The sequence below is a fragment of the Pseudomonas sp. LS-2 genome (genome assembly GCF_003605735.1).
Classification (GTDB): domain Bacteria; phylum Pseudomonadota; class Gammaproteobacteria; order Pseudomonadales; family Pseudomonadaceae; genus Aquipseudomonas.
In genome coordinates, this window is the sequence record NZ_QXTJ01000030.1 from 1 (window position 1) to 21,183 (window position 21,183).

The window sequence follows — 21,183 nt, forward strand, 5'->3', positions numbered from 1 at the left end:
CCGGCAGATCGTCGGCAAGCCGGCCTCCCACGCCTTCGGCAGAATCAAGAGCCGTGCGGTGTTCCTCTGCCCCACTCGGCTCCTGATCTCCTGATCGTTCCCACGCTCCCCGTTGTAACGCAGCGGTTGACGCTCCGCGTCAACGTGGACGCGGAGCGTCCTGCAAGGCATTCCCACGCTGGAGCGTGGGGACGATCATACCTCTGGAGCGTGGGAACGATCAGGCCGCTGGAGCGTGGGAATGATCAGGCCGCTGGGGCGTGGAACGATCATGACGCGCAAACCCGCAAGATCAGCTGCACCGCCCGCTCCTCCCCGCCGCCTCGATCATCGACGACAGCTTCATCAGGTTTTGCTGATGGGCGATCACCAGTTCATCGATGGAGTTGCCCGCTGGCGTGCTGAGCCGGGTGTAGCATTCCATCCGCACGTTGGCGTCCCGCGAGCGCAGTCGCCATTTGGCTTCGATCAAGGCGTATTGGCCTGGCACCGAGTCGAAGCGCTGAACGTCGAGCATCAAGTGCAGTTTGCCGCGCCCTGACATGCTGTTGCTGGTGGCCGGTAATTGATTGCTCAACGCGTTCTGCATCTCGTCGGTGAGGTTGGCGCCCCACCACTCGGTTTCCAGAATCACCAGACCGCTGTTGCCCTGGCGAATGACCATTTGTGAGCGGTCCACTTGCGGTGGCATCGAGATGCGATCGATCACGACGTCGAACGGCGCGTCCGCGGCACCGGGCGCGGTGCCCTTGATCGGTACCAGCGTGTGGTAGTGAATCGGCGCGCTGCTGCAGCCACTCAGCGCAGCGGCCAGCACCATCGCGATGGATAGCATCCCTGTTTTCAATTGATGGGTCATGGGGTTCTGCTCCGTGGAGTGGGCACGCTCAAGGGTCCAGTGTCGTGGCTTCTCTGGATTTCGGACGGCCGCGAATCAGCGACTCCGGATGCCTGCCCAGATAGTCCGAGAGATCACGCAGCGAGCGGGAGACGCGCTGGATTTCATCCAGAGATTCCTTCAACTGCTCGCGTTGCGGCGAGTCCTCGGCCAGCGCCTGATTGGCGATCTGCACCGTCGAGGTCATCTTGTTCAGCGTGTTGTCGATGCTCGGCAGCGTCTTGTCGTTGAACTGATTGATGCTCTTGTGCAACGCGCTCAAGCTCGCATCCAGGTTGTTCGCGATCTTGTCCACGGGCAGTTTGCTGAACTTGTCGACCAATGCCTGGAATTGCTCCTGCACCTTCTCCAGGCTGCCAGGGGTGGTGGGCATCATGATGGGATACTGACCGGGGTCGAACGCCACTTCCTTCACATTCGGATAGAAGTCCAGCGACACATAAAGCTGGCCGGTGAGCAGGTTTCCGCTACGTGCCTGGGCCCTGAGGCCATGCTTGACGAAGACACCGATCAGTTCGCCGACGGCCCGCTGATCCTCGGGCGCATGATCCATCGCCTTGATCATCTTGGCGTGCGCCGGGCCCATGCGCTCCGGATAGATCACGGCCTCCACCATCACCGGAAACGAGCGCTTCTGCGGATCGAAGTCCAGCTGGACCGAGGTGACCCGGCCGAAGTCCACACCCATGAACTCGACCGGGGCGCCCACCGAAAGCCCGCGCATCGCTTGATCGAATCGCATGACAATGGTTTGCGACTTGCCATTGGGTGGAGCCAGTGCAGCCTGGGAATCGGCGAACAGCTCAAAGCGTGTATCGCTTGTGGCGACCGTGTCGCCCGTGGAGGTCTCCGGCGCGCCAAACGCCAGCCCGCCGATCAGCATCGATGACAGCGACTCGGTGTTGACCTTGAGCCCATTGGCCCCGACATCGACATCGATCCCGCTGGCGTTCCAGAAACGGGTATTGGCGGTCACGAACTCGTCGTTCGGCGCGTCGACGAACACCTCGATGTTGACCCCTTTGCCGTCTTTGTTCAGCGCATAGGAGATCACCTGGCCGACCGGGATCTTGCGGTAGTAGATCGGCGAGCCGATATCCAGTGACCCCAGATCCTTGGCGAACAGTGTAAAACGCTTCCCGCTCTCGCCGTAGGTCACAGGCGGCGGTGACTCAAGGCCCTTGAAGTTCTCTTTCAACTCGCTCGATTGCCCGGCGTCTGCACCGATGAAGCTGCCGGACAACAGCGTGTCCAGACCGGTGACGCCCCCTGCCCCGATGCGCGGCTTCACAACCCAGAACGTCGAGTCGGCGCGGGCGAACGTCTCGGCTTCCTTGGACAGCTGAACCTTGGCGGCGACGCTTTTCTTGTCCTTGGCCAGCTCCACCGCCGTCACTTCACCGATCAGCACGTTGCGGTATTTGACCTGGGTCTTGTGCGCGGTGAGGCCGTCGCCGGTCTTGAAGGTGATGGTGATCGTCGGCCCCTCCTGCATCCAGTTGCGCACCACCAGTGATGCACCGACGAGAATGGCGACCACTGGCACGATCCCGACCAGTGAGACATTCCAGCGGCGGCTTTTGACGGGCGCGGTTTCCAGGTTGTCCTCTTGCATCACGCATGCTCCTTGTCGGTTTCAGGTTCGCCTTCCCAGATCAGACGAGGGTCGTAGCTCATCGCGGCCAGCATGGTCATGACCACCACCATGCCGAAAAACAGAATGCCCGCCCGAGGCTCGATGGTGCCCAACTCCTGCATCTGCACCAGTGAGGCCACCAGTGCGACCACCAGCACGTCGAGCATTGACCAATAGCCGATCAATTCGACGAAGCGGTAGAGCTGCGAGCGCTGGCGCCGGGCCCAGTTGCTTTTACGTTGCGCGGTTATCAGCAGCAGCCCCAGGGCCATGAACTTGATGGCCGGGACGCCGATGCTGGCGATGAAAATGATCAGCGCGATGTCCCACGCGCCGCTCTCCCAGAACTCCAGCACACCGCCGGCGATGGTGCTGTCCACGCCACTTCCGGCCATGACCGTGTGCATCACCGGCAGCAGATTGGCCGGGATGTAGAACACCAGTGCCGCGATCAAATAGGCCCAGCAACGGGCGATGGCGTCGGTCTTGCGTGGGTGAAGCGGCGCGCCGCAGCGGTCGCAGGAGTGAGTCGGTTTGCTGATGTCGCAGGTCTTGCCGCAGCCATGACACAGACAGAGTTTGAGGTCCTTGGCCAGCGGAGGCGTTTTCATAGGCGCTCCCAGAGAACGCGCACGTCGCGACCGGCAATGGCGATGATCAGTATGCTCAGCAGCACCAGGGCCAACAGCCCGATGCCGGGAATCACATCCAGCAGCCCCGCCAACTTGATCACCGCGACCATCGCCCCCAGCAGGCAAACTTCCAGCATGCTCCAGGGGCGCAGGGCTTCGAGCCAGAGCATGCAGGCTGCAAAACCCGGACAGCGTCTGCCCGCCACCGCAAAGCTCAAGACCCAGAGCAACAGAAGCACCTGACACACAGGGGCGATGATGATCGCCAGGGCGGCCACCAACGCGATGAACGTGATGGGGCCCACGCTCAGAATCATCACCGAGTCGAACAGTGTCGCCGAATTGCTCACGCCCTGCAGATTGATGCTCATCACCGGGTACAGGTTGGCGAACAGCAACAACACTGCCGCCGTCACGCTCAACGCCAGGCGCTGCTGCACCGACAGCGCCACATGCCGGTCCAGTACCCCTGCGCAGCGAACACAGACTGTTTTTTGATGACGCGACAACACCGACTTGCGATACACCGCGTCGCAGTATTCGCAGATGATCAACTCTGCGGTGGTGGCCATGGATGCCTCCGGTCGTGACGGCGTGAAGGTTCTGATGACGGTACCGCCGGGCGCTAGAAGCGCCAGACCATACCGCCGCCGATGACATGCAGGGCCGCATTGCGGTACTCACCCGAAACCGACTGGCCGTTGGAGTTCTTGGTCTGCTCGGTGGACATGTCGCCCATCCAGATCAGGGTGTAGCTCAGGTGCAGATCGGTGTCTTTGTCCAGCGCGTAGTTGACCCCGGTCGCGAACCGCCAGGCATCCCCCATGGGGACGTCGACCGTGCGGTCCGAGTTGTCCACCGCCGACGAGTCGTAGCCCAGGCCCATGTTCCAGCGCCAGTGCGAGTCGATCTGGTTCTGCGCGCCGATGGACACGTGGTAGGTGTCCTTGTACTGGCGGTCCACGGAGCGTGAAGTGCCGCCCGCGTTGCTGTCGACCTGCACGCCGATGCTGCCGAAGTCGCTCCAGTCCTGCCAGCCGAGCGAACCCAGCAGTTTCCACTGCGGGGAGAGTTCGTAGGAGGCGCTGAACGTCGCGGTCTGCGGGATGTTCATGTCCAGATCCAGGCTGTCCACGTCCAGGCGGTTCAGGGCGAAATTGAGCACCGGATTGGTGATGTGCTTGAGTTCGGGCGAATCGCTGAATTCGAGTTTCACCTTGCTGGTGTAGTCCAGGCCCAACTGCGTGCGCTCGTTGAGCTGATACAGCAGGCCGACGTTGACCCCGGTGCCCCAGTCGGTGTCCTTGTAGCGCAGTTGACCGTCAGGGGTGTCCAGCAGACCGAACGGGTTGTTGTTGACCGCCACTTCAGTGCGGAAGTAGCCGTAGACGAACCGAGGCCCGATGCCCACCGACAGCGCGTCCGTGATCTTGTAGGCGAAGGTCGGCTGAAACGAAATACCGATCAGCGCCGACTCCTGGGTGAAATAACGCCCGGCCCAATCGTCGTCGTAATCCACCGCCAGACCGAAATTCCCATACATGCCGAAACCGATGCTGGCCCGGTCATTCACCTCATGGGTGATGAACAGGCTGCTGCCCGGCAAATACGGCAGCGGGTTACCGCCATTGCCGCCGTCGAACGTGTTGCCGTCGTCGCGGGAAAACTTCATGGCGCCGAGGATGACCTGCGCGTTGGCATTCACCTGCGTGCCTTTGAGTCGGGTCATGCCGGCAGGGTTGGTCATCAGCACGCTCGGGTCGGTGGCGAGGACGGCGGACCCGGCGTTGGCGAGCCCGGCACCTTCCTGCCCGGCTTCGTACACCATGATGCCCCCTGCGCTGGCTGATTCGCAGCACAACAGAGTGCTCACGACCGCGAACAGGCCCAAAGGCGTGGTCAGCGGTTTGCAGCGAGGCTTTCTTGAAGACATAAGCAAAACTCCATCCTGGGTTTACGTTTAACGCGCACCTACGAACCAGCGGTAATAGGGGTTGTCGCCATCCTCGCGCATCACCTGGTCTACATCCTTTGCCCAGGCTTTGCGGTTACCGTTGTAGGCGTGCAGACCCGCCTCATAAAAAAGCCGCAGCTGTTGCCACTTGTCGTTGACTGCGCCTCGGAATCCTTCACCCGCACGCTCAAGGGGCGCGTCGGTGTGCAACGCCAGCAGCGCGGGAAGCGTGCGCGTGATCTCTTTGGGCCGCACCCAGGCGGCGTATTCGATGCGCGGCTGATCGTCGGTCACCGGCATCGCCTCGGCGGCGTAACGCGCCAGGCCGCGCTCATCGGTGATCCAGGTCGCGAGCAGGGATTGCGCCGAATCGATACCCACTTCCTTGAGCGACTCGCTGACGGTGGGTTGATCGAAACGCGCCTGAATGCGCTGGGCATCCAGTTCCATCGGTTGCAGGGAGCCCACCAACAGCATCTCGTGGAACTCGGTGGTNTGCGTACCAGCGCACGGCTGTCTTCGTCGTTCTGGGTCGGCAGTGGCAGCCATTGGGCGACCAGGCCATTGGTGTCCAGGCGTCTGGCCGCGACTCGATAGAAGTCACTGGAATACAGATTGACCACCCCTGCGGCAGAAGGCGGCGGCGGTTCGAGGGTGATCAGGTCGTAACGCTGATCGTTGCTCAACAGCTCGCGACGGCCGTCACGCAGGCGGATGTCCAACCGTGGATCGCTGACAGCCTGATAGTTGCCCCTGAACAGCGGCGCCGCGGCTAGGACCTCTGGCAACAGCTCGGCGACNGCCGTGATGCCGGTGCCGAAGCCGATGACCAGCGCCGCACGTGGGGTGTCGCGGTGAATCAGCAACGGGATCAACGCCTGAAGACGCATGTAGCGCAGGGACGGCATGGCATCCCCGGTGTTGGACACGCCCTGAATGTACAGGCGGTTGAACGAGCGTTCCGCCTTGCCTTGCTGTACCACCGCGACGGTCCCGGCCCGCCCTTCCTCGTAGAAGACCGTCTTGCCCTGTGCCGCGCCCGGCATCAGATCGGCCAGATGCGCCGGTGAAATCCAGGACGCCATTGCCAGCGTCACCAGCGTCAGTGCCGTGACAGCTCCACGCATTTTCTTGCCGACGTGGGTGCCGCGCCAGACCGCGACCAACCCGACGCCACAGGCGATGACGGCCAGCGCGCCCAGGGTGCGAATCAATCCCAGGGCAGGAATGAGCACGAAGCCGGTCAGCATGACACCCAGAATCCCGCCAAGGGTGTTGGCCGCGACGACGCCGCCGACATCACGGCCCACATGCGCGCGGTCTACCGCGAGCCGTAGCGCCAGAGGAAACGCCGCGCCCAGCAGCGTCGTGGGCAGCAAGACCACACTGACGGCCGCCACGGCGAAACGCGCGCACATCCCGGCCAGTTCGCTGCCGGTCAATGCCAGCGCGGCGAATTCCGCTTTGGTCTGCGCCAGAATCAGCCACTGCCCGAGCCCCGCGATCTGCGCCAGCGAGATCAGACCCGCCGCCGCGATCAACAGCCCGAACAACCCCCACGGATCGATCAACCGATCGGATCTTCGCGCATACAGCACGCTGCCCAGCACCAGCCCGGCCAGATACGTCGCCAGCACCACCGCGAACGCATAGGCGCGCGTGCTCATGAACTGCACGATGGATTGGGTCCAGACCACTTCGTAACCCAACGCCACGGCCCCGGCCACTGCATACAGGGTGATCGCCAGACGCGCACCCTGGATCGGTGCCGCTCTGGACTGCTCGGTTGCAATGGGCGCATGGGCGTCTGACTTGAGCAAGAGCGCGCCCAGTGCCGCCAGCAGGTTAAGCCCGGCGGCAAACAGCGCACTGCCCATCACACCGAGCGCCGGTATCAACACGAACGCGGACAACAGCGTTCCGCCGATCGCACCGGCGGTGTTGGCAGCGTACAGCCGCCCCCCGGAAAGCCCGACCTGGCCTTTTTCCGGGCCCAATGCGCGAACCATGACCGGTAGCGTCCCGCCCATGAAGAACGCCGGAACCCCGACCATCACAAACGGCAGCAGCCAGGCCAGAATGCCCGCGCGGGTCTGCAAACGTGCAAACCACTCTGCGACCTGAGGGAAGGCGAACGTCGCGGCGACCCCCAGCAGCGCAACGATCAATTCGAGTGCAGCGTACAGCCGCACAGGGCGCGCCAGTCGATCGGCGAAACGCCCGAACCACAAACCTCCCAACGCGAGTCCCGCGAAGAAGGCGCTGATAGCCGTCGTCACGGCATAGACCTGCACCCCGACGACCAGAGAAAGCTGTTTGACCCACAACACCTGGTAGATCAGCCCGGCGCCGCCAGAGGCGAACATCAGCGCGCACAGCACCAGCAACCTCATGGTCGGGGCCTTGGCATGTTCAATTGCGGCGTCACGATAACGGGTTGAGCGCATGGCTGTCGGCATTCGGCAAGACCTGAACAAATGAGTGAAGACCGCAGCGAGTTGCCCCGCTGCGGGTCATGCACGGATGCCTGCGAGGGCATCCGCTGACGCGTGACGGGTTATTTGCCTCCTTGTTTGTTCATTTTCTCTTCGATACGTCTGTCCACATCAGCACGGACCTGGTCGATGCTGAAGCTGGCCGGTTTCTGACTAGGTGGGTAGTCGACGAACGTTTCCAGGAAGGCTGCCGCTTTCGCGCTACCCTCGAAAACCAGATAGTCGTTCTTGGCCAACCAGTCAAAATACTGATCGGAGACCACGTCCGCACGCTCGTAAGGGTCCATTCGCAGGTTGAACAGTTTCGGAACACGCAGACAGGTGAACGGCTCACTCCACACTGCAAAGCCACCCGGAGCCCGTTGTTCGCAATACACTATTTTCCAATTGTCATACCGCATGGCGACCAGAACGCCATCGTCATTGAAATAATAGAATTCATTGCGGGCGCTCTTGTCTGACTTGCCTGTCAGGTAGTCAAGCTGATTGAAGCCATCCAGGTGAACCTTGAAGTTCTTGCCCCCAAAGTCCGCGCCTTTCAACAGGCGATCCTTGACCGTCGTGTCTCCGGCAATCGCAAGCAATGTCGGGAACCAGTCCAGACCGGAGAACATTTCCGTGGAGACCGTGCCGGGTTTTATATGATTCGGCCAGCGAACCATTGCGGGTACCCGATAGGCACCTTCCCAGTTGGAGTTTTTCTCGTTACGAAACGGTGTCGTTGCCGCATCCGGCCAGGACCACTGGTTCGGCCCGTTGTCGGTGGTGTAGACGACGATAGTGTTATCGGTCAGCTTCAGGTCATCCAGTGCTTTGAGAAGCTTGCCCACATCACCATCATGTTCCAGCATCCCGTCTGCGTACTCGTTCCCCGGCATCCCGCTCTGGCCTTGCATTCCCTCGCGCACATGCGTAAACGCATGCATCCTGGTGGTGTTCATCCAGACGAAGAACGGCTTGTCGGCCTTGGCCTGTTTGTCGATGAAGTTGATCGCTGCCTGAGTGGTTTCGTCGTCAATGGTCTCCATGCGTTTTTTGGTCAGGGCGCCAGTGTCCTCAATCTTGCCGTCGGCACTGGATTTCATGACACCGCGAGGCGTCGCGGTTTTGACGATGATGTTGTTGGGGTCTTTGGGCCAGTAAGGGCGTTCAGGTTCCTCCTCAGCGTTCAAGTGGTACAGGTTGCCAAAAAACTCGTCAAAGCCATGATTGGTCGGAAGATACTCATCCCGGTCCCCCAGATGGTTCTTGCCGAATTGCCCCGTGGCGTAGCCTTGCGCCTTGAGTGCCTGAGCAATGGTGATATCTCGAGCCTGCAGACCCACAGGCACCCCCGGCATCCCGACCTTCGACAGCCCGGTGCGCAAGGCTGTCTGCCCGGTAATGAACGTGGAACGTCCCGCCGTGCAACTGTTCTCCGCGTAATAGTCCGTGAACATCATCCCTTCTTTGGCGATCCGGTCGATGTTGGGGGTCTTGTACCCCACGACACCGAAGGAATAGGCGCTGATATTGGTCTGCCCGATATCGTCGCCGAATATCACCAGGATATTGGGCTTCTCGGCCGCACTGGCGACCGACAACCCCACTATCGCGGTCGCCGCTATAGCGAACTTCAATATCCGTTTTCCCGTGCGTTTCATTGGCGTTTCTCCATTCGAAATCAGCTTCGATGCCACGACTGCGCCCACCGAAGACACCCTGCCTCTTCGGTGTGCCTGCGGTTTCAGGGATGACTTGGGTCCGGATCACCGGGATAAACCCGAGTCCATTCTTCAGCCATATCTACCACCACCCATTTGTTACTCGTTGCCTGGTCGAGCGCCTTGTCCAGACGCCCAATGTTGCTCTTTCGGTCGTAGGCCCACTCACGCTGGCCGTCGGTGTGATGCACCAGCCCTGCCAGGCGAAGGCCCTTGCCGGCCATGGTCCACTGCAGCATTTGCAGGTCGCCGTCGGAGTTGCCGAAGGCAAACACCGGGCGGCGGCCAATGATCGATTCGATGCTTTCAGGCTTGCCGGGGCCGTCGTCGTTATGGGCGAGTCTGGCCTGGCGCAGGATGGAGAACGTGCCGTCCTTGTTCTGGAACTGGCTGGCGAAAGTGGTGCCGATGACCTGCTCGGGAGGAATGCCGTAAACCTCTTCGGCGAAGGCGCGCATGAAGGCCACCTCACCGCCGGAGACGATGTAGGTCTTGAAGCCGTTGTCACGCAGATAGCCCAGCAGTTCGAGCATCGGCTGAAACACCATCTCGGTGTAGGGCTTGTGGCTGCGCGGGTGCACGGACTTGGCCAGCCAACGCTGTGCATTGGCGTGGAATTGCTCTGTCGTGAGCCCCGTGTGGGTGGCGCCGACGATTTGCATCAGCCCCTTCTCCCCGGCCGCGGCCAACGCTTTCCGGTCGTTTTCCAGCACCGCCTTGAAGGGCTGCTTTTCCTGCCATTCCGGGTGCTGCGGGGCCATGCGCCTGACTTCATCCAGCGCGAACAACACCTCGAAGTACAGGGGCTGTTCGCTCCACAGCGTGCCGTCGTTGTCGAACACCGCGATGCGTTCGGCGGGCGCGATGAAATCCTTGCCGCCTTGCTGGATCACCGAAGTGACGAAGCCCACGATGGCCTGTCGGGACGGACCGTCCTTCCACGATGGCAGGGGTTCCGCTGCCTGAAGGGCCAGCGGCAAGATCAGCAACAGCGTGAGCCACCAGACCCGCTGGCTCGGCTTACTCAACGGTTGCATGGCGCGCATTCTCATCGAAGACCTCGTGAGTCGATGTGGGATTCAGGGGTTTCAAGGCGTATTGGGGCAACGAACGTGGAGCGTGTTGCCGATGGACCGTTTGCAGGTCATCGAGCAGCGCGGCCGGTGCTTCGACGGCATCGGGCCTGGCATTGCCATACTGGTTTTGCAGGCACTGCTGGAGCCGCTTGAGCAGCGGCCGCTCGCGGCTGCCGAGGAAACTCTGCAGGTCGACTCGCCCGGAACTGCGTCGCACCCACAAGTACAAGCCGTCGAGCCGTAACGGTTGCGCGGCGAGTTGCTGGCGAGTGAGTTGCCAGGCGTATTCGGACGAATTCAACCAGGCGTGCCTGCGCTGCTCACGCCGCTGCTGCCAACGGTTCCAGAACGTGCGCGACCAGGTGCGGCCGAAATAGACCAGCCCGGCGCCGATGATCAGTACGGCCACGATCACCAGCCAATGTCGGGCAATGTTCACCTGCGCGTTGTGGCGAAGCGCACGAAGGTCCTCGGCCATGGAAAAAGGCGCCTGATACCCGGCAGTGCCTTTGGCCTCGAACACGACTTCGGGCACCGAGGCCGTCTGCGCCTGACCGTCGGCGGCACCCCACCATTTCATGTCCACGGCCGGTAAACGGAAGCGCCCTTCTTCGCTCACCTTGTAAACCACGGCATCTTCCCGGGCGCCGCCGATCACGCCACCACGGCCATCGTCCAGGGGGTGAACGCTGGGCGGCTGCACGTAGCGGGTCAGGCCCTGTACCTCGGCAAATGGCGGTGCCGGAATCAGCATGGTCTGCGCACCCGTGGCGCGGGTCTGGATCTGGCGCGTGACAGTGTCGCCTACACGAAGCGGATCGTGGGATTTGACGAGGGTTTGCGAGAGTTCGACCTGCCGCGCGATCAACGAGGCCTGCCCGGCCGTGGCGCCTGCCGGTTGGGCTGCACTGAAATGCTGCGCAGAGGTGCTGACCGTGACAGGCTGCTGGCTCTGGCCGGGATTGACCCGAATACTCAGCGCCGGAATGTCATAGACCTGAGCCTCGAGCGGTGTGATCTGATAGTTGAAACGCAGTCCGAACAGGGTCGTGCCCGCGGCTTTCTCCGTCAGGTGCAGCGCCTCGCCACTGGGCGGCGTGACTACGGCTCCGTTCAATGACAGCTTCGGCAATTGCGGCGGCGAGGTGAACCAGGTGTCCACCAGCACATCGATCTGCAGGGTCACGGTGCCGCCAACCAGGGCCTTGTCACCGTTTAGCAGTGCCGTGCGCACGCTGACCTGCGGCGCGGCAACCGCCAACCCGGGGAACAGGCATAACAGAGAGAACAGGCCGATCAGCGCGCGGTTCATTTCGGCGCCTCGCTGGAGGCGCTTTGCACCAGGAATTTCTGCTTGAGGAACCTGGCAGGCGACGTTGTCAGGTTGTCCAGCCATTGTTGGTCGGAACTGGCCATCTTCACCTTGCGCTCGACCTGTTTGCCGCTGTTGCTCGTATTGTCGAATTTGACCTGATCGGGCTTTTCATCAGGAGTGCCAGCCTGTTGCTGATCGTCCCGGTCTTTTTGCAACGCTTTGGCCAGCGCAAGGTTCGACGCTGCCTCGGGGAAAGACGGCTGCAGGTTCAAAGCGTGCTGGTAGGCCGCAATCGCCTCGGGGAATTTCGACAGGCGCACGTAACTGTTGCCCAGATAGAAATAAGCCGGCGCGGTGTCGAGTTCGGCGAACGTCGCCAATGCACCTTTGAAATCCGCAGCCTCATACGCCGCGACGCCTTTCCAGTATGGATCGGCAAAGCGCTCGGCGGCTTGCGCGTAATGCCGGTGTTCAAAGGCCCAGCGCCCTTGCTGATCGGGCGTGAAAAACGCATCGGCCAACGCACCGGCCTGTGCTGACGGCGCATGCCCGGCAATGCCCACGGCCAGCACCAGCCCGGCCAGCCAGTGGATGCGCCAGCCACGCCGAATGGCAAACAAGGCGATCAACAGCAACGGCCAGCACAACCAATACCCGGCGTCTTTCCAGTGCAGGACATCGGCGTCATCGCTGGAGGCCTGAAAGTGCTGCTGGGCATGCAGCTCGATCCAGTCCAGATCGTCGTTGTTCAGGGTCAGGCTGCCCAACGGCGCATCGGCGGCACTGGCCAGTTCTTTCAACTCGCTGGTATCGAAGCGCGCCACCACTGGCCGCCCGGTGTCATCAGTGCGCGTCTCGCCATTTGTGCCCGTGACGACACCCCCGCTCTTCACCCCCGCAGCCATGACCAGCACCTGCAGGTCGCTGCCCTCCAGATGCTGCCCGATCGCCGAGAACTGACGACTGTCGCCGCCATCGGTGACCAATAGCAACGTGCCGGGGGTATCCGGCCCCAGCAGCCGTTTTGTCTCATCGATCACGCCCAGCACATCCTTGCCCGCAGCGGGTATCAGGTCGGTACTCAGTGCTTGCAGGTAGGTGTCCAGCAGCGCCGGATCGTCGGTGGCGGGCATCACCAGATGCGCCGTGCCGGCATAGGCGATCAACGCGGTGCGTGCGCCGGCTCGCCGCTGGATGAGGTCGTGCAGTTTCTGTTTCGCAGCTTCCAGACGCGACGGCTGAAGATCGTTTGCATCCATCGAGGGCGAGAGGTCCAGCGCGATGACCAAGGGTGCGCGATTTTCCAGAAAGTCAGGACGGTCTTGCTCCCAGGTCGGCCCCGATGCGGCCACACCGCCCACCACCAGCAAGGCGGCAAACAGATGCACGGGACGCAACCGGTGTTCGTCCCGGGGTGTGATCACCAGGTGCCTGAGCAGGTGCGGTGCGATGACCCCGGTCAGCCGTCGTGACAGATCGTGGCGGCGCATCCACAGCACCGGCAGCAGCAGACCGGGGATGATCAGCAGCAGCCACAGCGGCCGAAGAAAATGAAAGGCGTTGAAATCGATCTGCATTCAGGCCTCCACTTCGGCGGGGTCAGATTCGCGCCGAGCGCTGCGCGCAGTCAGTGGCCCCCAGAACGCGGCGAACAGTTGGCAGATTGTCAGCACCAACAAGCCGATACCCAACGGCACCCAGAACAGATCGCGCTTGGGCTGATGGCTGAAGGTCTTCACCTTGTGCGGCGTGAGCTGGTCCAGCGTCGCATAGACCTGCTGCAGTGCATCACGGTCTCTGGCGAGGAACGAACGCCCGCCCGTGGTTTGCGCGATGTCTTGCAACGTCTGCACATCGACCTTGGCCTCGCCCGTGCCCTGCGGGTCGCCGATACCGATGGTGTGAATGACGATGGCGCGGTCGCTGGCCATCTTCGCCGCGTGGTCGGGGTGATCGCGCTGCCGGTGTCGTTGCCGTCGGTCAGCAGGATCAGCACCTTTTCCTGCTCGTGGGCCTGATCCAGCAGTTTGATGGTCAGGCCGATCGCATCGCCCAGCGCCGTGTTGGGCCCGGCCATGCCGATGCGTGTCTCGTCCAGCAGCAACAACAGACTGTCGTGGTCCAGCGTCAACGGTGCCTGGGCATAGGCCCCGGTGCCGAAGACGATCAGGCCGATGCGGTCGTCCTTGCGCCGGGCGATGAAGTCTCGGACCACGGTTTTGACAGCGGCCAGACGGTCAATCAGACGTCCATCAGGGGCTGCGTAATCCTGGGTCTGCATCGACTGGGAAATGTCGATCGCCAGCATCAGGTCGCGCACCGGCTGTTCTCGCTCCAGCGGTTTTTCCACCAGCACGGGCCGGGCGCAGGCCACGAGGATCAGGCCCCAGACCAGCGCGTTGAGGGGTAGCTGCCAGCGCCCGTCCGTGCTGGTCTTGCCCGGTTTCTGGCCGACGGCGCGGCTCATGGACATGAAGAACGGCACGCGCAACGCGCTGCGCGCTTCGTGATAGCCGGGCAAAAAACGGTACGCCAGCCACGGCGCCGGGATGAGGACAAACACCCAGGGGTACTCAAGTTGCCACATGGTGAGCCTCGATCCAGTGCCGGCAGACCTTGAGCAGTTCGTGCAGTTGCGAACTCGTCAACCGGGCCAGGCGTTCGCTCGGTTGGTAGGCCAGTCCTGCCAGTTGCGCGGCGAAATCCTGCGGCAGTGGCCGCGAGACATGGCGCTGCAAAAAAGCCTGCCACTGTTCGCCGCGCAGCGAGCCGGTGCTCTGGCCACCGGGTATCGACAGTGCGACGCGCTTGACCAGTTCGGGAAGCTCACGCACCGCGTCGATTCGCTGCTGCGGGTCGTCGATGTGTTGCTCGATCAGTGCCAGCCGGGCCAGCGCTTCGCGTCGATAACGGTCATGCTGCCAGCGGGTTCGCCGCCGCCAATACAGCGCGGCACCGGCCACCACCAGCACGACCGCAAGCAGTGCCCAACCCCACGTTTGAGGCAAATAACTGAAGGGCGGCGCAGCGACGGCCAGATCCTGCAGCTGGCTGATGTCTGGGGCGGCGGTGCCGGTCATGGCCGTGCTCCCACAGAACGCGACGGTTGCCCACGGCCCAGCGCCTGACGCAACTGCGCCACGGTGTCCTGAGCAGTGTCGAACAGCATCAACGGGATCTGGCTGCGCTTCATCAATGTTGCGACGTCGTCGAGCCGCCCGTTCAGAAACGCACCCAGCGGACGGGTCACTTGCCGCTGTTCCACATTGAGGTCGATCTGCAGTTCGCCCTGAGTGACGGTGACTTTGCCGCGCTCCGGCAACGCGGTTGCCATGGGGTCGACCACCTGCAGCGCGAGGACGTCGTTGTGCGCGCGCAATTGCCGAAGCAGCGGCAAGGTGTGCTCGGTGACACCGGCAAAGTCGCTGATGATGCAGATCAGATGGTCATGCCCGGCGCTGTTCAGGCAGTTGCGCAGAACGCGGTCGAAGATCAGCCCTTCGGCCACGTCCGGGCGCGTCGCGTTCAGCGCCTGATTGGCACGCACGATCATCGAGCACAACGCTTCGACCCTCGCCCGACTGCGCAGCGGCCGGATCGTCTCGATGCTCTGGTCGTCGAACACCACGCCGCCGACGCGATCCCCGGCCTGAAACGCGATCCATGCCGCCAACGCAGCGACTTCAGCTGCGGTGACCGATTTGAGGTTCATGCGCGAGCCGAAAAACATGCTCATGCGCTGATCCACCAGCAGCAGCGTCGGTCGGTCGCGCTCTTCGGTGAAGGTGCGAATGAAGGGCTTGCCCAGACGCAGCGATGCGCGCCAGTCCAGATGCCGAAGGTCGTCACCGGGGCTGTAGTGGCGCAGTTCATCGAAGCTCAATCCGCGACCACGCAAACGGGAAGCGCGAGTGCCGGAGAGCACGCTGGACACCGGCTGCCGGGCGATGAAACTCAGGCCGCGCGCACGGTGCTCGAACATCATCAGATGTTCGAGGGAGACGTAGACATGCCCATCGGCAACGGGCTGCAGTGGCTGTTGCATCATCAAGACCCCTTCACGCTGGAATCGCTACCTTGTCCAGCAGGCGGTCGAGGACTTGATCGGCATTCACACCGTCGGCGACCGCGTCATAACTCAACATCATCCGGTGACGCAGCACCGGGTGCAGCACGGCGCGAACGTCATCGGGGGACACGAAATCCTGCTGGTTCAGCCAGGCGTGGGCCCGTGCCGCCCGGTCCAGGGCAATCCCGCCGCGAGGGCTGGCACCGACCGTGATCCAGCGGCCCAGTTCGGGGTCCAGTTCGGCCGGACGCCGGGTGCCGTTGACCAGATCGATCAGGTAACGGTCGATGGTCGGTGCCACGTGTATCGAACCGACTTCCTGACGCGCCGTGAATATCGCCTGCTGCTCCAGGCGTTGCGCAACCGGGGCCGTGCCATGGGCGAGGACTTCTTCGCCACGGACCAACTGCAGGACCGCGGCCTCGTCGGTCGGGCTCGGATAATCCAGGTGCAGCTTCATCAGAAAACGGTCCATCTGCGCCTCGGGCAGCGGGTAAGTGCCTTCCTGCTCGATCGGGTTCTGCGTCGCGATCACCATGAACAGCGGGGTCATGGCGTGGCTCTCGCCCGCCACGGTGATCTGCCGCTCTTCCATGGCTTCCAGCAGCGCCGCCTGCACCTTGGCCGGAGCGCGGTTGATTTCATCGGCCAGGATCACGTTGCCGAACAGCGGCCCCGGTTGAAACCTGATCTGGTTGCGCCCCTCCACCTGTTGCAGGATTTCGGCACCGGTGATGTCCGACGGCAACAAGTCCGGGGTGAACTGAATCCGGCTCATCTTCGCGTCCAGCTGTTTGGCGAGCGCCTTGACCAGTCGCGTCTTGGCCAGGCCCGGAAGGCTTTCCAGAAGTACATGTCCGTCGGCCAGCAAACCGATCAGCAAGTGGCGAATGACACCCGCCTGGCCAAGTACACTCTGACCGACATTCATTTCAAGCTGGATGATCTGTTCGCGTACGCTCACGTTTACCCTTCCCTGTTGACATCGTTGGAGCACAAACTAAAGACGTGACTTGACCGCACCTTATTTGCAGAGGCAAACGGCGCTTTCGGACCCGTCATTAATACGGACCGGTCAACTTTCGCGATAACAGATCGAAACTATAGACCCAGATCTTTCATTCGCCAGAAAATACCTTGGCGGTCTTAGAACCTTCTAACAAACGTTCAACACTTGCGTGGTGGCACTTTGTATTCATTGTGAAGCCGCTTTTCAAACTTCGAACGAAGGAAAAATTGCGCGATTCCATGCAAACGGAGGGATATCGATAGGCGCAGGAATGAGCCAGCAGCACCGCCTGAGCGTCCAGTGCCTCGCCCTGCCCACTGGCCCTGTCTTCGGCAATACTGTCCAACATGCCGTTCATGGAGAACATCGATTTGCCGCCGTCACCGAGTGTGGCGTCCTTTCAGGTGTTGCAGGCAGTCATTGCCGGACTTCCCAACGGTTGGCTACTTCTTTTCTTATAACTAACGGGCTGGACATTGGCGACGGCAGTGACTTTCTGTTGAAACCGACGCGAACTAAAAACTTTCATCTGCTGCCACTAACCTGCTCGTTTGCGACTAGAGTTTGGCGATCACCGTTCGTCTATTGATCGCGCTTTAACCTTTCAGTCGTGCACCGGGCTCCCGGATTTTACCGTGCAGGAACGTTATGGCCTCCGGCGCAGTCATCACCCTTAAGGAGCACATGGACAATGCTTAATCAACGACTGGGTGCAGGATCCGGGGAGTATCTGGATGTGCTCATCCGGGCCGGTCTGATCGCAGCACTGGTGGTCTTCTGNCAATCATCCTGGCAGTGATGCTGTACCCCCTGAACCGGCTGATCGCTCGACGCCTGCATCTTTCATCCGGCAAGGCGGCGATCGTGCTGGTGCTGGTGGGGCTGAGCATCCTGATCGTGCCCATGGTGTTTCTCGGCGAGTCGGTCGCCAGCTCGGTCCAGAGCGCCATTCATTTTGCTCAGGACTGGACGCCGGAAATCCCCCCACCCGCCCCCTCCGTTCAGGAATGGCCGTTGATCGGCGGCAAAGTATTCGCCATCTGGACCCATGCCTCCACGGACATGACCTGGGCGATTCAGGAAGTCGCACCGCACCTGAAAAGCTTCAGCACCTTGATCTTGCTCAAGCTGGCCGGTGTCGGACGCGGCATCATCGTGTTCATCCTGGCGCTGATCATTGCCGGATTCTTCATGGCCTGGGGCGAAGCTGCCTCACGCCGGGCCAACGCCATCGCTGCACGGATCTTCAGCCCGGAACGCGGGCCCGCACTGGCCATCCTGTGCACCTCGACCATTCGCGCCGTGGCCCAGGGTGTGGTCGGTATCGCATTCATTCAGATGCTGATGGTCGGGGTTTCGCTGATCATCATGGGGGTGCCAGCGGCAGGCTTGCTGGCGCTCATGGTGCTGCTGCTGGGGATCATGCAATTGCCGACGTTTCTGGTCACCGTGCCCATCATCATTTATGTCTTCATGCAGCAAGGCGCGGGCGTGGCGACCATCGTCTTCGCCATCTGGAACGTGCTCGCTGGACTCTCCGACAACGTGCTCAAACCCTTGCTGCTGGGCCGGGGCGTCGCTGTGCCGATGCCGGTGATCCTGATCGGCGCATTGGGCGGGATGATCACCAACGGCATCATCGGGCTGTTCATCGGGCCGGTCATCCTGGCCATCGGTTACGAGCTGTTCAACACCTGGGTGGACACCCCCGCGAGACCCGTTGCGGTCGCGCCGGACAGTGCCGACACCTCACCCGCCCTGTCCGGCCCACTCGACAGCCGGGTGCCGTCCGGCTCTGACCCTCAACCCTGAACCCTGAGGAGCTGAAGGCTTGCCCCAAGACAGGGCAAAGAAATGACCCGCAACCGGTCCGCCCTCAGGGGGCATTGACCACCACATACGTCACGTTGCTGCCTTGATACTGCGGCTGAAACCAGGTCGAACCGCACTGCATGTACGCCGTGTTGTAGCGCATGACCTGTACGCAATCGGCAGGTATCTGCGACGGCGCGAAAATGGCCCCCACCACGGCCGATGTCACGGCCACCGTGGCGGTCACCGCTGCTGCCGTGGCAATGGGATGGTAGTGATCGTCATAGCCGTAGCGCCCGCGCCCGTCGACATCGATGTCCACGTCCCGGTGGTTGTCGATGTTCACGTTGTGCACGCTGTTGTTGACGCGGGTATTGCGGTTGCCCACGCGATTACCGGCCGACATCTGGCGCTGGCCGTTGAACTGGTTATTGCGTTGGATGGCGTTGTGTTGTGCCGGAACGTTACGTTGCACAGGGATGTGTTGCGCCCGTTGCACATTGGCGGCGTGAGGGCGATTAATCGAAGCTCGGGCATTCGCCCTGCCCCGTGGCCCCGCCTCGGTTTCCAGCGTGACTCCCAGTGTCAGCAGCGATACGGTCAAGAGCGATACCAGCCCACCAGTCAGCGTCTTCCCGAACATGGTCGCTCCCTCTTATTCGCTGGTTTTTTTCAATGCGATGGCGACGTCACCCTTTTTCGGCGTAAAGGTGAAGGCGGACGGTTTGAACTCGGGTTTGAGGTTCCAGCGGTACACCACGCTGTACTGCGGGAAACTCGGCTCATCGGTGGCCGTAATCACCAGTTTGCACGGCAAGGGCTTTTGCGCCCGGGTTATCCAGAGTTGCCAGTCCACGCCGGGCTGACGAAACGCCAGGTGATCGCACAACTGCCCGTTGACCGTCGACGGCCCGACGTACAGCGCGCTTTGCAGTGCGTCGATCTGGGCCTGATCGCTGCCAAACAGAAACAGGTCTTCCATGGGCACCTGAATGCCGTAGTGTTCCTCGACCAGATGCAGCGTATCCTGAATGGTCTTCGGCGCATCCACGGTGGTGTAGTAGTTCAGGTAAGGCGAATACTGGGTGAGCTTTTTGCCGTTGTAGAAAAACTCGCGGGTGTTGTTGTCGCCATCCGCCAGCGCATACAACCGATCATGCCCCACCACCAGCAGGGTGTTCTTCGAGGCGATTTCAATTTTCTGTCCGGAGTTCAGCACCGTGTCTCGTGTCACCGCAGCGGTGACTTCGAACTGCGCAAGGCTGCGCAGGTATTCGCCCATGTCGATGACCTTATTGATGACGTGCGGATTGCGAACACTCTCATCGGCCGGTGGGTCCTGGGCGTAAACATTCAGGCTCGCAACCGCCGTAATCAGACAAAAGACCTTAAGCTTGCGCATCATCACCACGCTCCCGGCATGAGTGGTTCGCCTTACAGCATCCCGTGCGCTGGGAAACGACACTGCAGTCATCCATTTCGCGACGCCCGGATCCTTTAAACGGCGCGCCCTGGAGCTTTTCCAGTGGCCGCCGTCTTCACGCTCGTTCGGTAATGCTGTTTGCCGTCCGTCAACATCATTACAAGTAACCGGCAACTAAACAGTTTCCACTTCGAACGGCTGGAAAGTTCCCTTTCAAGTTCTACGCTCACTTTTAACCAAAAAACGACAGCGGCGTGCCCGCAGTGTCGGTGATGACACACGCGTGCCGCTGTCGCACAGGAGCGGTCAGTAAAGAGGAATCACATGAGGCGCTTCGATTCTCGCCTTTAGCCGGTCGACGAAGGCGATGGCTTCCGCCTCGTTGCGAAACGTCACCGGGTAATCGTCCAGTGTGACCAGCCAGTCAGTGCCACACACCGATTTTTCGATTCTGATGATCATGATTCAGGTCCTCCCTTGGGTCAGTTGTTAAACCACCGAAGACAACCGGGCTGCTCAACGACGGTGAATCTTTTAGCGCCGTTCATAGTAGCCCCGAATCCCGAGTGCGCCCGGCGAAGCGACGACAGGTTGTGTGGGGTTCCAGGCGCCGGGTTCTCCCTTATCATGTCGGTCCTGTTGCGGTGCCCTCGGGCGCGGTGCTTCTTAAACCTTCATGAGAATCCCATGAGCAATCAAGACCTCGATTTTCTTCCTGATCCGGATGCGGACTCCCTTTCCTCCGACGTCGCCAGCTTCAACGGCATCATGGTGTCGACCCAGGTTCCGGTCCGTGCCGATGGCAGCCTGGAGCTGGGTGACATCACACTGCAAAGCGAGTGCACGCTGCAAGCATTGAAAGTGGCCCTTGAGCGCGCTGGCAGCTCCATGGATCGAGTCATGCACCTGACCATCTACCTCACCGACATGGCCGACCGCGCTGCCTTCAACGAGGTATACAAGCGCTTCTTCGCCAAACCCTGGCCGGTTCGCGCTGCCGTCGGCGTTGCCGCGTTGGCGGTAGACGGCTGGCGCGTGGAAGTCACCGCCATGGCCGCCAAGGGCTGATCGATCACCCAACAGCACCGCGTTATTGCAGCGCGGTCCGGCTTGCCGGGAAGTGGCGTGCGCCCAACCGCCCCGGATCCGTAGCAGCACGGC

At 61.6% G+C, this 21,183-nt stretch carries 17 protein-coding genes and 5 pseudogenes; 2 read left to right on the plus strand and 20 right to left on the minus strand.

The features are described 5' to 3' along the window. Positions 1-292 precede the first annotated feature (292 nt). The 17 genes and pseudogenes from D3M70_RS17165 to D3M70_RS32355 form a co-directional block, all read right to left on the minus strand. Positions 293-859, minus strand: coding sequence for a membrane integrity-associated transporter subunit PqiC (locus tag D3M70_RS17165; protein WP_120126919.1), 567 nt, complete (start codon positions 857-859; stop codon positions 293-295). A gap of 28 nt (positions 860-887) precedes the next feature. After that, positions 888-2,513 (minus strand): intermembrane transport protein PqiB, encoded by a 1,626-nt coding sequence (locus D3M70_RS17170; RefSeq protein ID WP_120126920.1) that lies wholly within the window; start codon positions 2,511-2,513, stop codon positions 888-890. Then, on the minus strand, positions 2,513-3,145 hold the full coding sequence (locus D3M70_RS17175; protein WP_120126921.1) for a paraquat-inducible protein A: 633 nt from the start codon (positions 3,143-3,145) through the stop codon (positions 2,513-2,515). Before D3M70_RS17175 ends, D3M70_RS17170 begins: the two co-directional genes overlap by 1 nt. Next, entirely contained in the window at positions 3,142-3,738 is a 597-nt protein-coding gene (locus D3M70_RS17180) for a paraquat-inducible protein A (protein WP_120126922.1), read from the minus strand. The genes D3M70_RS17175 and D3M70_RS17180 overlap by 4 nt, the downstream gene beginning before the upstream one ends. A 53-nt stretch (positions 3,739-3,791) precedes the next feature. Further along, on the minus strand, positions 3,792-5,099 hold the full coding sequence (locus D3M70_RS17185) for an OmpP1/FadL family transporter (RefSeq protein ID WP_120126923.1): 1,308 nt from the start codon (positions 5,097-5,099) through the stop codon (positions 3,792-3,794). 27 nt (positions 5,100-5,126) lie between these two features. After that, positions 5,127-5,615 (minus strand): annotated as a pseudogene (locus D3M70_RS33310) (spermidine synthase); the annotation flags it as partial. A gap of 1 nt (position 5,616) precedes the next feature. Further along, a pseudogene (locus D3M70_RS33315) lies at positions 5,617-5,920 on the minus strand (spermidine synthase); the annotation flags it as partial. A 1-nt stretch (position 5,921) separates the two neighbouring features. Continuing rightward, a pseudogene (locus D3M70_RS17190) lies at positions 5,922-7,567 on the minus strand (fused MFS/spermidine synthase); the annotation flags it as partial. Positions 7,568-7,677: 110 nt separating this feature from the next. After that, entirely contained in the window at positions 7,678-9,258 is a 1,581-nt protein-coding gene (locus D3M70_RS17195; RefSeq protein ID WP_120126924.1) for an arylsulfatase, read from the minus strand. A gap of 83 nt (positions 9,259-9,341) precedes the next feature. After that, a complete protein-coding gene (locus D3M70_RS17200) occupies positions 9,342-10,355 on the minus strand; it encodes an HAD family phosphatase (RefSeq protein WP_120126944.1) in 1,014 nt (337 codons plus the stop codon). Beyond that, positions 10,339-11,706, minus strand: a complete 1,368-nt coding sequence (locus tag D3M70_RS17205; protein ID WP_165869828.1) for a BatD family protein — start codon at positions 11,704-11,706, stop codon at positions 10,339-10,341. Before D3M70_RS17205 ends, D3M70_RS17200 begins: the two co-directional genes overlap by 17 nt. Further along, positions 11,703-13,286, minus strand: a complete 1,584-nt coding sequence (locus tag D3M70_RS17210; protein ID WP_120126926.1) for a VWA domain-containing protein — start codon at positions 13,284-13,286, stop codon at positions 11,703-11,705. Before D3M70_RS17210 ends, D3M70_RS17205 begins: the two co-directional genes overlap by 4 nt. Next, positions 13,287-14,296: pseudogene (locus tag D3M70_RS17215) on the minus strand (VWA domain-containing protein). Continuing rightward, positions 14,283-14,789, minus strand: a complete 507-nt coding sequence (locus tag D3M70_RS17220) for a DUF4381 domain-containing protein (RefSeq protein ID WP_120126927.1) — start codon at positions 14,787-14,789, stop codon at positions 14,283-14,285. Before D3M70_RS17220 ends, D3M70_RS17215 begins: the two are co-directional and overlap by 14 nt. Beyond that, positions 14,786-15,754 carry a DUF58 domain-containing protein gene (locus D3M70_RS17225; protein WP_120126945.1) on the minus strand — a complete coding sequence of 323 codons (969 nt, stop codon included), beginning with the start codon at positions 15,752-15,754 and terminating at the stop codon, positions 14,786-14,788. Before D3M70_RS17225 ends, D3M70_RS17220 begins: the two co-directional genes overlap by 4 nt. Before the next feature lie 13 nt (positions 15,755-15,767). Beyond that, positions 15,768-16,709: a MoxR family ATPase gene (locus tag D3M70_RS17230; protein ID WP_120126946.1), complete on the minus strand. Its 942-nt coding sequence runs from the start codon at positions 16,707-16,709 to the stop codon at positions 15,768-15,770. 355 nt (positions 16,710-17,064) lie between these two features. Further along, positions 17,065-17,184, minus strand: a pseudogene (locus D3M70_RS32355) (hypothetical protein); the annotation flags it as partial. A gap of 401 nt (positions 17,185-17,585) precedes the next feature. Between D3M70_RS32355 and D3M70_RS17235 the strand changes: the two are divergent. Then, positions 17,586-18,599, plus strand: coding sequence for an AI-2E family transporter (locus D3M70_RS17235; RefSeq protein ID WP_305955092.1), 1,014 nt, complete (start codon positions 17,586-17,588; stop codon positions 18,597-18,599). Positions 18,600-18,663: 64 nt separating this feature from the next. Here the strand turns inward: D3M70_RS17235 and D3M70_RS17240 are convergent, their stop codons facing one another. The 3 genes from D3M70_RS17240 to D3M70_RS32020 form a co-directional block, all read right to left on the minus strand. Further along, complete coding sequence (locus D3M70_RS17240; RefSeq protein WP_120126928.1) at positions 18,664-19,242, minus strand: hypothetical protein; 579 nt, start codon at positions 19,240-19,242, stop codon at positions 18,664-18,666. A 12-nt stretch (positions 19,243-19,254) separates the two neighbouring features. Then, positions 19,255-20,004: a DUF2092 domain-containing protein gene (locus D3M70_RS17245; RefSeq protein ID WP_120126929.1), complete on the minus strand. Its 750-nt coding sequence runs from the start codon at positions 20,002-20,004 to the stop codon at positions 19,255-19,257. A gap of 324 nt (positions 20,005-20,328) precedes the next feature. Beyond that, a complete protein-coding gene (locus tag D3M70_RS32020; protein ID WP_165869829.1) occupies positions 20,329-20,484 on the minus strand; it encodes a hypothetical protein in 156 nt (51 codons plus the stop codon). 225 nt (positions 20,485-20,709) lie between these two features. Here D3M70_RS32020 and D3M70_RS17250 point away from each other — a divergent pair, with 225 nt between their 5' ends. Then, the gene (locus D3M70_RS17250) at positions 20,710-21,090 is read left to right on the plus strand and encodes a RidA family protein (protein ID WP_120126930.1); all 381 of its coding nucleotides are present in this window, start codon (positions 20,710-20,712) and stop codon (positions 21,088-21,090) included. Positions 21,091-21,183 lie beyond the last annotated feature (93 nt).

Excerpts from the sequence above, each read along its gene's own strand:
- D3M70_RS17165 (WP_120126919.1), bottom strand. The coding sequence starts at position 859 with ATGACCCATCAATTGAAAACAGGGATGCTATCCATCGCGATGGTGCTG.
- D3M70_RS17170 (WP_120126920.1), bottom strand. The coding sequence starts at position 2,513 with ATGCAAGAGGACAACCTGGAAACCGCGCCCGTCAAAAGCCGCCGCTGG.
- D3M70_RS17175 (WP_120126921.1), bottom strand. The coding sequence starts at position 3,145 with ATGAAAACGCCTCCGCTGGCCAAGGACCTCAAACTCTGTCTGTGTCAT.
- D3M70_RS17180 (WP_120126922.1), bottom strand. The coding sequence starts at position 3,738 with ATGGCCACCACCGCAGAGTTGATCATCTGCGAATACTGCGACGCGGTG.
- D3M70_RS17185 (WP_120126923.1), bottom strand. The coding sequence starts at position 5,099 with ATGTCTTCAAGAAAGCCTCGCTGCAAACCGCTGACCACGCCTTTGGGC.
- D3M70_RS17195 (WP_120126924.1), bottom strand. The coding sequence starts at position 9,258 with ATGAAACGCACGGGAAAACGGATATTGAAGTTCGCTATAGCGGCGACC.
- D3M70_RS17200 (WP_120126944.1), bottom strand. The coding sequence starts at position 10,355 with ATGCAACCGTTGAGTAAGCCGAGCCAGCGGGTCTGGTGGCTCACGCTG.
- D3M70_RS17205 (WP_165869828.1), bottom strand. The coding sequence starts at position 11,706 with ATGAACCGCGCGCTGATCGGCCTGTTCTCTCTGTTATGCCTGTTCCCC.
- D3M70_RS17210 (WP_120126926.1), bottom strand. The coding sequence starts at position 13,286 with ATGCAGATCGATTTCAACGCCTTTCATTTTCTTCGGCCGCTGTGGCTG.
- D3M70_RS17220 (WP_120126927.1), bottom strand. The coding sequence starts at position 14,789 with ATGACCGGCACCGCCGCCCCAGACATCAGCCAGCTGCAGGATCTGGCC.
- D3M70_RS17225 (WP_120126945.1), bottom strand. The coding sequence starts at position 15,754 with ATGCAACAGCCACTGCAGCCCGTTGCCGATGGGCATGTCTACGTCTCC.
- D3M70_RS17230 (WP_120126946.1), bottom strand. The coding sequence starts at position 16,709 with ATGAATGTCGGTCAGAGTGTACTTGGCCAGGCGGGTGTCATTCGCCAC.
- D3M70_RS17235 (WP_305955092.1), top strand. The coding sequence starts at position 17,586 with ATGCTGTACCCCCTGAACCGGCTGATCGCTCGACGCCTGCATCTTTCA.
- D3M70_RS17240 (WP_120126928.1), bottom strand. The coding sequence starts at position 19,242 with ATGTTCGGGAAGACGCTGACTGGTGGGCTGGTATCGCTCTTGACCGTA.
- D3M70_RS17245 (WP_120126929.1), bottom strand. The coding sequence starts at position 20,004 with ATGATGCGCAAGCTTAAGGTCTTTTGTCTGATTACGGCGGTTGCGAGC.
- D3M70_RS32020 (WP_165869829.1), bottom strand. The coding sequence starts at position 20,484 with ATGATCATCAGAATCGAAAAATCGGTGTGTGGCACTGACTGGCTGGTC.
- D3M70_RS17250 (WP_120126930.1), top strand. The coding sequence starts at position 20,710 with ATGAGCAATCAAGACCTCGATTTTCTTCCTGATCCGGATGCGGACTCC.